Source organism: Massilia sp. TWR1-2-2 (assembly GCF_049897565.1).
Lineage (GTDB): Bacteria > Pseudomonadota > Gammaproteobacteria > Burkholderiales > Burkholderiaceae_D > JAFCUW01.
Genome location: NZ_JAFCWM010000009.1, coordinates 158,783 through 171,537, shown reverse-complemented (window position 1 = coordinate 171,537; position 12,755 = coordinate 158,783). Strand labels below are relative to the sequence as shown.

Genomic DNA, 12,755 nt, shown 5'->3' with positions numbered 1-12,755 from the left:
TCATGGGCGTCGAGATCGAGCGCAAGTTCTTGCTCGCAGCGGACGGCTGGCGCGCGCTTGGTGCGCCGGTGCTGCTGCGCCAGGGCTACCTGTCGTCCGATCCGGCGCGGGTGGTGCGGGTGCGCGTCGAAGGCGAGCACGCCTGCATGACCATCAAGGGCCAGAGCGTCGGCGCCACCCGCGGCGAGTGGGAGTATCCGATTTCGCTGGCCGACGCCAACGAGTTGCTCGAACGCCTGTGCGAGCAACCGATCGTCGAAAAGTACCGCCGCCGCATTGACTTTGCCGGCAACACCTGGGAGGTCGACGAGTTCCTCGGCGCCAACGAGGGCCTGGTGCTGGCCGAAATCGAACTCGGCGCCGAAGACCAGCAGTTCGACAAGCCGGAGTGGATCGGCGACGACGTCACCGGCGACCGGCGCTATTACAACTCCAACCTGGTGCGCCATCCGTTTTCAAGCTGGTAGCCATTCCAAAGAAAGTTGCAGATGATGACATTGTGCCGGCGCGCCGCCTGGCGCCTGTGTGTTGCGGCCGTGCTGGTGCCGATTGCCGTGCAGGCTGCCGAGCCGCAGTATTTCCCGCCTGCTGGTGACTGGGCCAGGAAGACGCCGGCCGAGATGGGTTTGAACCCGGCGCTGCTGGAAGCGGCGGTGAGCTACGCCAGGAACCACGAGACGACGCGCGCGCTCGACTTTTCCGACCAGGAGGCCACCTTCGGCACGCTGCTCGGTTCGATGCCGACGCGGCGTGCGCGCACCAACGGCCTGGTCATCTACAAGGGGTTCGTGGTGGCTGAATTCGGCGACACGGCGTTCGTCGACCCGACCTATTCGGTGGCCAAGAGCATGCTCTCGACGGTTGCCGCGGTGGCTCAGCGCGACGGCAAGATTGCTAGTCTGGACGAGTCGGTGGGCAAGCGCGTGCTCGATGGCGGCTACGAGTCACCGCGCAACGCCGCGGTGACCTGGCGCCAGCACCTGCAGCAGGAGTCGGAATGGGAAGGCGCCATCTGGGGCAAGCAGCACGACTTTGTCGGCGCCGCCGCTTACGGCCAGGGCGAGCGCAAGCCGCGGGCGCTGCAGCGGCCGGGCACGTTCTACGAATACAACGACGTGCGCATCAACCGCATGGCGCTGTCGCTGCTGCGCGTGCTGGACAAGCCGGTGCCGGAGGTGTTCCACGATGAGGTGATGGGACCGATCGGCGCGTCGACCTCGTGGAAGTGGGTGCCCTACCACAACAGCTACGTCGAGCTCGGCGGCAAGCGCGCGCCCTCGGTCAGCGGCGGCACCCGCTGGGGCGGCGGCATGTGGATCAATTCGTCGGACATGGCGCGCTTCGGCTACCTGTGGCTGCGCGGCGGCGCCTGGGGAGGCAAGCAGATATTGCCCGCGTCCTACGTCAAGGCGGCGCTCGCGCCAAGCGAGCACGGGCCCGACTACGGCTACCTGTGGTGGCTCAACACCAAGGGCAAGAACTTCCCCGGCTTGCCGGCCAACGCCTACGGCGCGCTGGGCGCGGGCAGCAACACGATCACCGTGTCGCCGGATCATGACCTGGTGATCGTCTGGCGCTGGCACGCCGGCAACTCGGCCGAATTCGCCCGCCGCGTCATCGAGGCGATTCCCGCACGCTGACGCGGGCGACGGCTGGCAGGAACTATCGGGGGCCCTGCGGTCAAACTTCTCTTGCAGCGTCAGGGAAGGCCCAATCGAAGACGAGTTGCTCGGCAATGCAATGGCCCGATGGACGATGGCGTTCGCCATCGCCCTCGGTCTGTACCTGGCCGCCATGCTCGCCAGGATGATTATTGTGCGCCATGTCGCGGTAATCGCCCGGCGAACCCCCACCAGGCTCGACGATTTCGCGATGCGCGTGCTGCACGCGACGTATTGGCCGGTGATCGCCGCGCTCGCCGTGTACGCCGGCAGCCTGACGCTGGAATTGCCGCAGCGCGTGGAAATCATCATCGCCCGCGTCGCCGTGATCAGCATCCTGACCCAGCTGGCGCTGTGGGGCGACAAGGCGGTGCGGTCGTGGCGCTCGGTGTACCACGACCAGGCCGGCAAAGTTATCGGCCATCTGGAATGGCGTCGAAGTGTGTGGATTCTTCGACCATCAGGTACCGAATCTATTTGGCCCAAGGGACGACGGCGTCAAGTTCTCGTGTACGCTGAAGATGTGCGAGGCAACCCGATCTGACAGTTCAGTGAAATCCCATATCCGGCTGCCGAAGTAGGGTCCTTGTTCCCGCCCCAATCGTCGGAGTCTGTATAGGGCGAACTTGCCGGGACGATCTACCGCGACAAATTGACCAGCGTGACGCGCCGATTCTCGGCCGCAATCGGATTGGCCTTGTTCATCAGGTGCTGGTCGCCTTTGCCGATCGGGTCTAATCTTGCGGCATCGATATGCTTGCTGTTGACCAGGTAGTCGCGCACCGCGACGGCACGCGCCTGTGACAGCTGCAGGTTGACGGCCGGCTTGCTGAACGGCCAGCGTGTCGAGGATCTTGCTCAGTTCAAGCTGCTTTTGCAGCAGCGCCGCTTTCATGCTTTCCATCTCGGCCAGCTTGGCCGTCGACGCGCTGAGTTCGGCATTGACCGAGGTCATCGCGTTTTTCTGCTGTACCGCGTCGCGGCCCTTGCCGCTCGGGGCTTGCTCGACGCTGCTCCTGAGCTTGTCCAGCTCGGCCTGCTTCTTCAGCAGCGCGGCCGTCTGCTCGGCCAGCTCGTGCTGTTTGGCCCGGGTCTGCGCGATCGCCACCTGCAGCTTGTCCAGTTGCGCCGCTTTGGCATTGAGTTCGGCGTCGCTGGCCAGCCGCTTGTCGGAACAGCCGGCCAGGCAGAACTTGCCGGCAAACGACGTGGTCACTTGCGGATCCTGGCGATGGCCGAGCGATCTGGCCTCGACGCTGGTGTCGCCGCTGGCCGCCTTGAACATGTCCTCGATCGGCTGGCGTGGCGTTGGCAGAAATTTCAGCAGATTTTTCGTGAAGGTGCCGTTGCGACCGGTGCCGTCGAGCGAGAGCTGGCCCAACCCGGTCGACATTGCGATGATGCTGTTGCTTGGCGCGTACAGCTGCGAGGCCAGCCCTCGTGCGGGCGTGTAGCCGCGGATCGGGTTGATGAAGGGATTGTTGCGGCAGGCGTCGAGCACGAAGATATTGAGGGCCGCGTGGCGCCCCTCGAGCTCGTTCATCCGATAGTTGATCTGCACGCTCTCGTCTTCGATGTCGCTTTTGGTGCGCATCGCAGCGGCGGTCGGCACCAGATAATTCAGGCCGTCGATCTGCACGCCGTGGCCGGCGTAGTAGAACAGGGCGATGGTCTGGTCGTTGATCCTGCCGCTGAACTCGAAGATGGCATCTTTGAATTCGCGCTTGGTGGCGAGATTCGTCTTGCAAAGCACGTCGAAGTCGAGCTTGCGCAGCGCTGCGCAGACATCGTTGGCATCGTTGACGGTATTGTCCAGTGGCACGGCGTTGACATAGGTGGCGTTGCCGATGACCAGGGCCAGTTTCTTTTCGGCAGCGCCGCGGCCAACTGCCGACAGCATGATCAGCATAGCCACAATAACGCGCACGATCAATTTCATGGTGACACATCCAATGGCGACCTGCCAACAGTTGAAATTATCACAAAATTCAAGCTTATTTACCTAGCTGAACGAAGCGTACCTAATTCGCAACCTCTTCAACAGAAAACATGCTCGCGCCATATGCAGGCGAACACCCGGGCTTGCCCGTGCAGTCGGGCGTGCCGGCGAACAGCGGCGTCGCGCCGGTGTAACTGCGGTGCATTTGCCGGGCGCGCGCGATCGGAAACTCGGAGAAAAGTTCGCCGGCAACAAGGCCGGCGCCGTCAAAGTTGCGCGGTACATCCGACACGATGGCGACGAAACGGTCAGTGCCCGGCGGGCCATCCACCCCCATGTGCCAGCCGCGGCGCGGCAGCGTCACGGTCTGTCCAGCCTTGATGAAGTTGTCCTTGTCCACGGCATTCGGAAACAGCAGCCAGAAATGGCTGCGTTCGCTGCCGACCATCTGCACGTAGAGATAGCCGTCGTGCGATGCGCGCACCGAAAAGTTCAGGCGGTCGCGGCCGATCTGAACGCGCGGCTGCGCGGCGTTGACATCGGCGCTGGCGCCGGCCACCACATGCTGCAGCGCCGCGGCCGGGACGAACGGCGCGGCGGCAACGGGCGGTGCCGCCGGCGGCGCCTTGCTGCGCAGCGTTGCATAGCCGCTTGCGGCCGCGACCACCGCCGCGATCACCGTTGCGGCGATGGCGCAGGCGGCCAGGTAGTGCCAGCGCGGGCGCAAGACGGGCCGCGCAACGCGGCGGCGATCGGCCAGCCGCAGCAGCGCGCGCATCTCGGCGGCGCTTTGCGGCCGTTGCTCCGGCCGGACCGACAGCGCGCGGTCGATGGCAGCCAGGAAACCCGCACTGAGGCGGCCGGCGAAGCGCTCGGCCAGCGGCACATAGGGATCGATCATCACACGCGCCACGGCCGGCGGCGGCGCGCAACCGGCGATGGCGAAGTGGACCACTGCCGCGAGCGCGAACAAGTCGGTCCATGCGCCTTGCTGCATGGCCGGCGTGTCGGCGTATTGTTCGATCGGCGCGTAGTTCTGCTTGTAGATGACGGTGAATTCCTGCGTCATGCCGGCGATGGCACGGCGGGCGGCGCCGAAGTCGAGTAGCAGCGGGCGGCCGTCTTCGAGCATCAGGATATTGTCGGGCGAGATGTCGCGGTGGAAGCACTGTTGCTCGTGCAGCAAGGCCAGCGTGTCGAGCAGCGGCGCCAGCAGCCGCTTCAGCCACGCCTCGTCGGGTGGCTCCGGACGCATCATCAGGGCTTCCTTCAGCGTCGGCCCGTGATAGTAGGGCATCACCATATAGGCGGTGCCATTGGCTTCCCAGAAACGGTACACCTTGATCAGCGACGGATCGTCGAAATGGGCGCTTCGTTGACGAAGCTGCGCAGGCCGGCCTGGAAGGTCTCGTCGTGTTCGGCGTTGACGCGCACGTGCGCCTGCTGCGTGCGCGCGGCGAACGCCGAGGGCATGTATTCTTTGAGGGCGACGTGGCGGTCAAGCGAACTGTCATAGGCGAGATAGACGATGCCGAAGCCGCCCTTGCCGAGCAGGCCAGTGATCTCGAATTCGCCCAGCCGGGTGCCGTTCGGTAACGCGTTGTCGGCGCCATTGCGCGGCGCTCCCGGCGCGTTCGGGCCGGTCGCGAGCACCGTGCATTCGTCGTCGGGCGGTTGGCTCACTTTGTTTCGCGATCGAAAAAGTGATACCAACGGTACCACAGCTTGTTTACCGAATCGATACAATTATATTAATGGCTGGCGGGCATCGGCGTGCGCGCCGTCAATCAACAAGGGAGGATGCCATGACACTTGCAATTACCTCGACCGAATTTGACGCCGGCGGGCCGATCCCGCCGATCTATAGCTGCGATGGCAACGACCTGTCGCCGCCGCTTGCCTGGTCCGGCGTGCCGGCCGGCAGCAAGAGTCTGGCGCTGATCGTCGACGACCCCGACGCGCCCAATCCGGCCGCGCCGCAGCGCACCTGGGTTCACTGGGTGCTGTACAACATTGCGCCCGACGCTGCTGGACTGGAGCAGGGGGCGCGGCAGTTGCCGGCCGGCGCGCGGGAAGGCACGAACGACTCGAAGCGCACGGGCTACGGCGGGCCTTGTCCGCCGATCGGCCGGCACCGTTACTTCTTCAAGCTGTACGCGCTCGATGCGATGTTGCCGGATTTGAAGCCGGCAACCAAGCAGCAGCTGGAGGACGCGATGGCCGGCCACGTGCTGGCGCAGGCCGAGCTGATGGGCACCTACCACCGCGGCTGACTGGTATCGCCGTTGTCCTCGCGAACGCGGTGACCCCATTTCGCGCCAAGGTGGTGGCGCTTGCGCTGGTGGCGATGCGAGCAAATGGGATCCTGCGTTCGCGAGCAGTCATTTCTGCCAGTGGCAGCAATGACGGCTCAGCTGACGGCGGGAGCAATGGCGTTCTCGTATTGCAGACGAAAAAAAGCCCGGTTTCCCGGGCTTCGTTCTAGTGGAAGTGCTCGCCGCCGGTCGGCGTGTCTTCCGGCATCTCGGCATGCACCAGCTCGCCCGCCGGGTCGGCGAACAGCGGTGCGCCGCAGTCGTCGCAGTACTCGGCGACGAAGTGCTCGCTGTGCTTCTTGATGTGGGTGATGCCGGCCTCGTTCAGGTGCGCCAGGATTTCGTCCAGCGGCGCCTTCTGCTCTTCGATGCCGGCGATGCCCGCGCCGATCAGGCCTTCCACCGGCGTGCCGTCCTCGTCCTCCTGGCCGTACAGCGGCCAGACGATGCCGTAGATGACGTCGGCCGTCTGGCGCAAGGTGAAGGCGACGCGGTACTCGTCGATCTGGCCGTCGGCCGCTTCCTCGCCGAAACCGGCCACCACCGCGCGCAGGTCGGATGGTTCCACCGCCAGCGTGTTGGTCAGGTAATGGACGGCGGCGCGGATCGACACCGGCCGGATCAGCTTGTCGGCTTCGCGGCAGGCGACGTAGTAAGCCTCCGGCAACAGCAACTCGATGCCGCAGCCCGGCAGCAGGCGCGCGATGTTCGGCATCGCCTGCTCGCGCCATTGCTCCAGCGCGTTGGAACGCTCGACGGCAAAATTAAGCTGGTGCTGCGGCTCCTGCCAGCGAAACAGCGGCGCGCCCAGCGGCGCGACGACGGCGATCAGCAGGTAGCGCGTGTCGGCCAGGAATGGCGCCGTTTCGGGCGGACGCGCGGCCGGCTTGATGGCGCTGCCCTTGAAGGCGGCCTGCGCCAGCTTGTGCGTGACGGCGTACGTTTCGGCGTGGGTGCGCGGCAGCTGGTCGATCGCAAACAGCGTCGGCGCCATCGCCATGCGCGTGCCTTCGGCCAGCAAATGGGCCGAGAAGTGGGCCGACAAGGTCGTTGCCAGCTCGGCCGGAATCGGGCCGGAGCCGATCGAAAAACGGGTCCAGGCCAGGATCGGCGCAGCTACCAGCAGTGCCTGCCAGCTGGTCTCGACGCCGTTGTGCATCTCGACCATGACGGACGATTCGCTGACTGCCTCGACCGCTTCCATCAGTACGTCATAGCCGTTCAGGTCGTCCTTGAAGAGAGCGTTGAGCACGGTGTCGACGGTATCCTGGTGACCGGTCTTGAGCAGTTTCTGCAGCTGCGTATCGAGCTGATGCTCCCAGGACCGCTCTTCGACGCGGCTGGCAGCTTGCGCGATGGCCATGGACAGACTGACGAGCCGTTGGCTGTCAATGGACAGTTTGTGGGAGGGGTCTTTGGGTGGACGACGCATAGCGCTGATAGGATCTTTATAAGTGGCATGAGCTGGCGGGCGCCGGGAACGAAAACCCGCCCTCATCACCCGTATTGTAGTTGATTCGGCCGTACACCATGAACACGGCGCAAGCAGGGGCCAAAAAACACCGGTTCTTGTTGCAGGCAATTCGTGCGCCCTGGTCGCTGTAGCCGCGACCGTGACTGGACGCCGGCGGATGCTTCAATCACCGTGCCGCCGCAAGCGGCTTTGTCGCCGAGCCGTATCCATCAGATTATTTTCTTGCCCGAGTATGCAAAGCACCAGTACTCTATGTGCAAGGCTGGGTCTTATTCAGTTGGGAACGGAGGCGCAATGCGATGACAACAAGGCAAATCGGCAGCACACTTAAACAGATTCCTCTCGGGATATGGATGCTCGGCTTCGTCAGCATGCTGATGGACATTTCGTCGGAAATGGTGCATAGCCTGCTGCCGATGTTCATGGTTGGCGCGCTCGGCGCGAGCGCCCTCACGGTTGGCATAGTCGAAGGTCTGGCCGAATCCACCGCGCTGATCGTCAAAGTATTCTCGGGGACGCTGAGCGACTATCTCGGCAAACGCAAGGGACTGGCGTTGTTCGGCTACGCATTGGGTGCCCTGACCAAGCCCCTCTTTGCGGTGGCGAATACGACCGGCATTGTGCTGACGGCCAGATTGCTGGACCGGGTTGGTAAAGGCGTCCGGGGGGCACCACGTGATGCACTGGTCGCCGACCTTGCGCCGCCGACCTTGCGCGGCGCGGCCTTTGGCCTGCGTCAGTCCCTCGATACTGTAGGCGCATTCATCGGCCCGCTGCTCGCGGTCGGCCTGATGCTTCTGTGGGCCAACGATTTCAGGATGGTATTCTGGGTCGCTGTGATCCCTGGTGTGCTCGCCGTTGCCCTGCTTTTGTTCGGCGTGCGCGAGCCGCAGCAGCACCAGATGGGCAAACGCACCAATCCGATTCGCCGAGAAAACCTGATACGCCTCAACGCTCCGTACTGGTGGGTCGTCGGAATCGGCGCGGTCTTTACGTTGGCCAGGTTCAGCGAGGCGTTTCTTGTCCTGCGCGCTCAACAAGGTGGCATCCCCATCGCACTGGTGCCGCTGGTGATGGTTGCGATGAATCTGGTTTACGCCGTGTCGGCATATCCATTCGGGAAACTCTCCGACCGCATGAGCCATTCCAAGCTGCTCGCACTTGGCCTCATCGTCTTGATCGCCGCCGACCTGGTTTTGGCCATTAGCGACCACTGGGCTGTCGTGTTGGCCGGGGTCGCGCTATGGGGCGTGCACATGGGGATCACGCAGGGGTTGATGGCGACGATGGTTGCGGATACCGCGCCAGCCGATCTGCGCGGCACGGCGTATGGGGTGTTCAACCTGATGAGTGGCATCGCCATGCTCGTCGCGAGCGTCCTGGCGGGGCTGCTCTGGGATCGACTCGGGGCTTCGTCCACATTCTATGCCGGTGCCGTCTTTTGCCTGGTAGCGCTCATCGGACTGACAAAGTACCAGAATGACGCTCCCCGATGAAGCCAACTTGCTAAATGCCCCGGCCTCTGCCAGCCATGCCAAATCATTATCGACGCACCTTCATATTGCGCAGCCAGTCAACAGCGGCGTGGACTGCTACATCGAACGCGTCGAAACCGATGCGCGCGTTACGCCCTAGCCGTCCGCCTACACCCGCTTGCGGCGGTCCTTGGCCGCCACTGCCTTGACCAGCACCTTCCACCTGGCCCGGTCGGCAATGCGCTCGAGCGGGGTTTGCTGGCTGCGCCGCACTTCGCGCAGCAGCTTGTGGTAATTGCGCAGGCGGTCCTCATCGACCGCGCCGCGCACCGCGCATGCGGGCTCAGCTTCGTGCCTGCAATCGCGGAACTGGCACTGGCGCGCAAGCGTATCGATGTCCTCGAAGGCGGCTTCAAGCTGCTCTTCATCGGCGTCCAGGCGCAGCGCCCGCAAGCCCGGGGTATCGATGATGCAGGCGCCGCCCGCGCAAAAATGCAGGGAGCGCGACGTGGTGGTATGGCGCCCGCGGCTGTCATCCGCGCGCACCCGGCCGGTGGCCTGCTACCCGCCCGTGAGGGTGTTGGTCAGCGTCGACTTGCCGGCGCCCGGCGAGCCCAGCAAAATCAAGGTTTGCGCGCCCCCCATCCAGGGCGCCAGCACGGCCGCAGGTTCGCAGGCCAGCGCATCGACCGCAAACACCGGCACTTGCGCGGAGAAGCGGCGCTGCATCTGTTCCAGCCGCGCCGGCGCGTCGATGACGATATCGGCCTTGGTCAGCACCACCACCGGTGCCACGCCGGCGGCGTGCGCGGACGCCGTCAACACAGGGTTTTTTGGTTGTTGCGTACAATCGAAGCCGTATTTAGTAACCGACCTGCCGTACCGGGACGCCTTGTTCGATTGCGTACGCGCGCTGCGATAGCCCGCGCGCCTGCCACTGCGCCACGCGCTCGTCCCAAAATGCCTCACGGTCCGTCTGCTTCACCATCTGTCTCCTCAATATCGGCGGACTCCAATTAGGCGAGACAAAAAAACACCCCTGCGCGAGGGGTGTAGGGTGAAAACATGTCAAAAAACGCCAACCATGTATCGCCGCTCAGGGGAATATACGAATCCGGCGTCTTGGGCGCTCGCTGAGACGTCGCAATGACGTTTGCTATCGCATCGTATTTACGCAGCCAGCAGCTGGCGCAGCACGAACGGCAGAATGCCGCCATGCTTGTAGTAGTCGACTTCGATCGGGGTGTCGATGCGCAGCAGGACGATCACTTGCTGGGTCTCGCCGTTGGCGCGGTGAATCACCAGCGTTGCCAGCTGTTGCGGCTTGATCTCGCCTTCCAGGCCCATCAGGTCGAACGTCTCGTTGCCGACGATGCCGAGCGACTGCACGCTGTCGTCGCCGATGAACTGCAGCGGCAGCACGCCCATGCCGACCAGGTTGGAGCGGTGGATGCGCTCGAACGAACGGGTGATGACCGCCTTCACGCCCAGCAGCTGGGTGCCCTTGGCCGCCCAGTCGCGCGACGAGCCGGTGCCGTACTCTTCGCCGCCGAACACCATCGTCGGCACGCCGTCGGCCACGTACTTCATGGCCGCGTCGTAGATCGACATCTGCTCGCCCGACGGCTGGTGCACCGTGATGCCGCCTTCGACCGCGGAACCGTCGGCCTTGGCCGGGATCATGCGGTTCTTGATGCGCACGTTGGCGAAGGTACCGCGCATCATGATTTCATGGTTGCCGCGGCGCGAACCGTAGGAGTTGAAGTCTTCCTTCATCACGCCGTGCGCCTTGAGCCATTTGCCGGCCGGGCCGTTTTCCTGGATCGAGCCAGCCGGGGAGATGTGGTCGGTGGTGATCGAATCGCCGAACACGCCGAGCGCGCGCGCGCCGGAGATGCCGGTAGCGGCCGCTTTCGGAATCATCTCGAAGTCGCCGAAGAACGGCGGCTCGGCGATGTAGGTCGATGCCGGCCAGTCGTAGACCTGGCCTTCGGTGGTCGTCACTTTTTCCCACAGCTTGCCTGGCGCGCCCTTGACGTCGGCGTAGTTGGCCTTGAAGACGGCCGAATTCATCGCGTGCTTCATCAGCGCCGACACTTCTTTCGAGGTTGGCCAGATGTCGCCGAGGTAAACGTCGCGGCCTTCCTTGTTCTGGCCGACAGGTTCGGTCATCAGGTCGCGCGTCATGTTGCCGGCGATCGCGTAGGCGACCACGAGCGGCGGCGAGGCGAGGAAGTTCGAACGGATGTTCGGGTGGATCCGCGCTTCGAAGTTGCGGTTGCCCGACAGCACGGCCGAGACGACGATGTCGTTATCGATGATCGTCGTGTTCATCTCCGGCGTCAGGTCGCCGGCGTTGCCGATGCAGGTGGTGCAGCCGTAGGCGGTGACGCCGAAGCCGAGCTGTTCCATGTATGGCAGCAGGCCGGCGGCGGTCAGGTACTCGGTGACCACGCGCGAGCCGGGCGCCAGCGACGTCTTGATGTGCGGCGCCACCGTCAGGCCCGCTTCAACGGCCTTCTTGGCCAGCAGGCCCGCGGCCAGCATCACGCTCGGGTTCGACGTGTTGGTGCACGACGTGATCGCGGCGATCAGCACGTCGCCGTTCTTGACGTGCACGCCATTGCTGGTCTGGTACACTTTGGTCAGGTCGGAGGCAGCCTTGTTGAAACCGTTTTCGGTGGTCGGCTTGGAGAACAGCTCGGCGAAGTTCGCCTTGACGTTGCCAAGTTCAATACGGTCCTGCGGACGCTTCGGGCCGGCCAGCGACGGCGTGACGGTTGCCAGGTCGAGCGTGACGACGCGGGTGTAGTCGATGTCGCCCGCTTGCGGCACGCCGTACATGCCCTGCGCCTTGTAGTAGTTCTGGAACGCGGTGATTTCGTCCTTGGTGCGGCCGGTGCCTTCGAAGTATTCGACGGTGGCGTCGTCGACCGGGAAAAAGCCCATCGTCGCGCCGTATTCCGGCGCCATGTTGGCGATGGTTGCGCGGTCGGTCAGCGACAGCGACTCGGTGCCGTCGCCGAAGAACTCGACGAACTTGCCGACGACTTTTTCCTTGCGCAGCAGTTCGGTGATGGTCAGCACCAGGTCGGTCGCGGTGCAGCCTTCGCGCAGCGCGCCGATCAGGTGTACGCCGACCACGTCCGGGGTGAGGAAGTAGACCGGCTGGCCGAGCATGCCGGCTTCGGCTTCGATGCCGCCGACGCCCCAGCCGACCACGCCGATGCCGTTGATCATGGTGGTGTGCGAGTCGGTGCCGACCAGCGTATCAGGGTAGAACACGCCGCCGGCGTTGTGCACGCCGCGCGCCAGGTATTCCAGGTTGACCTGGTGGACGATGCCGAAGCCCGGCGGCACCACGCCGAAGGTGTCGAACGCCTGCATGCCCCATTTCATGAACTGGTAACGCTCGTTGTTGCGCGAGAATTCGAGCTTCATGTTCAGGTCGAGCGCGCCCTTTTCGCGGAAGTGATCGATCGTCACCGAGTGGTCGACCACGAGGTCGACCGGCACCAGCGGCTCGATGTTTTTCGGATCGAGGCCCATCTTGGCGGCGACGTTGCGCATCGCCGCCAGGTCGGCCAGCAGCGGCACGCCGGTGAAGTCCTGCAGTACGACCCGCGCCACCACGAACGGGATTTCATCGGTGCGCTCGCCGTTCGGGGCCCAGTTCGCCAGTTGGCGAACGTGTTCCTCGGTGACTTTCTTGCCGTCGCAGTTACGCAGCACCGACTCGAGGACGATGCGGATCGATACTGGCAGGCGCGAAATGTTCACGCCCAGGCTCTTCTCCAGGGCGGGCAGCGAGTACAGCTGGCCTTTTTTGCCGGCCGACAGTTTGAAATCCTTGAGTGTGTTCAGAGTGTTGCGGGTCATGGCCTCTCCTTC

Annotated in this window: 11 protein-coding genes and 1 pseudogene; 5 read left to right on the top strand and 7 right to left on the bottom strand. The window is 64.1% G+C overall.

Annotated features, from left to right (window positions below; all coding sequences use genetic code 11):
- The first annotated feature begins 2 nt into the window (after positions 1-2).
- From ACP7DD_RS11085 to ACP7DD_RS11075, 3 genes are all read left to right on the top strand, one after another.
- Complete coding sequence (locus ACP7DD_RS11085; protein WP_426174863.1) at positions 3-467, top strand: CYTH domain-containing protein; 465 nt, start codon at positions 3-5, stop codon at positions 465-467.
- A 21-nt stretch (positions 468-488) separates the two neighbouring features.
- Positions 489-1,640, top strand: a complete 1,152-nt coding sequence (locus ACP7DD_RS11080; RefSeq protein WP_426174862.1) for a serine hydrolase domain-containing protein — start codon at positions 489-491, stop codon at positions 1,638-1,640.
- A 115-nt stretch (positions 1,641-1,755) separates the two neighbouring features.
- A complete protein-coding gene (locus ACP7DD_RS11075; protein ID WP_426174861.1) occupies positions 1,756-2,205 on the top strand; it encodes a hypothetical protein in 450 nt (149 codons plus the stop codon).
- On the opposite strand, the gene ACP7DD_RS11070 is transcribed toward ACP7DD_RS11075, so the two are convergent.
- The 3 genes from ACP7DD_RS11070 to ACP7DD_RS11060 all read right to left on the bottom strand — a co-directional run bounded on the left by ACP7DD_RS11070 (position 2,122) and on the right by ACP7DD_RS11060 (position 5,283).
- Positions 2,122-3,600 (bottom strand): caspase family protein, encoded by a 1,479-nt coding sequence (locus ACP7DD_RS11070; protein WP_426174860.1) that lies wholly within the window; start codon positions 3,598-3,600, stop codon positions 2,122-2,124. The two genes, ACP7DD_RS11075 and ACP7DD_RS11070, sit on opposite strands and share 84 nt — an antisense overlap.
- Before the next feature lie 82 nt (positions 3,601-3,682).
- Positions 3,683-4,939 (bottom strand): DUF4384 domain-containing protein, encoded by a 1,257-nt coding sequence (locus ACP7DD_RS11065; RefSeq protein WP_426174859.1) that lies wholly within the window; start codon positions 4,937-4,939, stop codon positions 3,683-3,685.
- Between the two features lie 5 nt (positions 4,940-4,944).
- Positions 4,945-5,283, bottom strand: coding sequence for a hypothetical protein (locus ACP7DD_RS11060; protein ID WP_426174858.1), 339 nt, complete (start codon positions 5,281-5,283; stop codon positions 4,945-4,947).
- Between the two features lie 122 nt (positions 5,284-5,405).
- Between ACP7DD_RS11060 and ACP7DD_RS11055 the strand changes: the two genes are divergently transcribed.
- A complete protein-coding gene (locus tag ACP7DD_RS11055) occupies positions 5,406-5,873 on the top strand; it encodes a YbhB/YbcL family Raf kinase inhibitor-like protein (RefSeq protein WP_426174857.1) in 468 nt (155 codons plus the stop codon).
- 208 nt (positions 5,874-6,081) lie between these two features.
- Here the strand turns inward: ACP7DD_RS11055 and ACP7DD_RS11050 are convergent, their stop codons facing one another.
- The gene (locus ACP7DD_RS11050) at positions 6,082-7,347 is read right to left on the bottom strand and encodes a DUF2863 family protein (RefSeq protein ID WP_426174856.1); all 1,266 of its coding nucleotides are present in this window, start codon (positions 7,345-7,347) and stop codon (positions 6,082-6,084) included.
- A 341-nt stretch (positions 7,348-7,688) separates the two neighbouring features.
- Between ACP7DD_RS11050 and ACP7DD_RS11045 the strand changes: the two genes are divergently transcribed.
- On the top strand, positions 7,689-8,885 hold the full coding sequence (locus ACP7DD_RS11045; RefSeq protein WP_426174855.1) for an MFS transporter: 1,197 nt from the start codon (positions 7,689-7,691) through the stop codon (positions 8,883-8,885).
- Positions 8,886-9,032: 147 nt separating this feature from the next.
- Here the strand turns inward: ACP7DD_RS11045 and rsgA are convergent.
- From rsgA to acnA, 3 genes and pseudogenes are all read right to left on the bottom strand, one after another.
- A pseudogene (gene rsgA, locus ACP7DD_RS11040) lies at positions 9,033-9,689 on the bottom strand (ribosome small subunit-dependent GTPase A).
- A 37-nt stretch (positions 9,690-9,726) separates the two neighbouring features.
- Positions 9,727-9,852 (bottom strand): IS66 family insertion sequence element accessory protein TnpA, encoded by a 126-nt coding sequence (tnpA, locus tag ACP7DD_RS11035; protein ID WP_426174854.1) that lies wholly within the window; start codon positions 9,850-9,852, stop codon positions 9,727-9,729.
- Between the two features lie 182 nt (positions 9,853-10,034).
- Positions 10,035-12,743, bottom strand: a complete 2,709-nt coding sequence (gene acnA, locus ACP7DD_RS11030) for an aconitate hydratase AcnA (RefSeq protein WP_426174853.1) — start codon at positions 12,741-12,743, stop codon at positions 10,035-10,037.
- Positions 12,744-12,755: the final 12 nt, after the last annotated feature.

What these genes read in the sequence shown, in the direction of transcription:
- ACP7DD_RS11080 (WP_426174862.1), top strand. Translation starts at nt 489, where the DNA reads ATGATGACATTGTGCCGGCGCGCCGCCTGGCGCCTGTGTGTTGCGGCC.
- ACP7DD_RS11070 (WP_426174860.1), bottom strand. Translation starts at nt 3,600, where the DNA reads ATGAAATTGATCGTGCGCGTTATTGTGGCTATGCTGATCATGCTGTCG.
- acnA (WP_426174853.1), bottom strand. Translation starts at nt 12,743, where the DNA reads ATGACCCGCAACACTCTGAACACACTCAAGGATTTCAAACTGTCGGCC.
- tnpA (WP_426174854.1), bottom strand. Translation starts at nt 9,852, where the DNA reads ATGGTGAAGCAGACGGACCGTGAGGCATTTTGGGACGAGCGCGTGGCG.
- ACP7DD_RS11055 (WP_426174857.1), top strand. Translation starts at nt 5,406, where the DNA reads ATGACACTTGCAATTACCTCGACCGAATTTGACGCCGGCGGGCCGATC.
- ACP7DD_RS11075 (WP_426174861.1), top strand. Translation starts at nt 1,756, where the DNA reads ATGGCGTTCGCCATCGCCCTCGGTCTGTACCTGGCCGCCATGCTCGCC.
- ACP7DD_RS11045 (WP_426174855.1), top strand. Translation starts at nt 7,689, where the DNA reads ATGACAACAAGGCAAATCGGCAGCACACTTAAACAGATTCCTCTCGGG.
- ACP7DD_RS11050 (WP_426174856.1), bottom strand. Translation starts at nt 7,347, where the DNA reads ATGCGTCGTCCACCCAAAGACCCCTCCCACAAACTGTCCATTGACAGC.
- ACP7DD_RS11085 (WP_426174863.1), top strand. Translation starts at nt 3, where the DNA reads ATGGGCGTCGAGATCGAGCGCAAGTTCTTGCTCGCAGCGGACGGCTGG.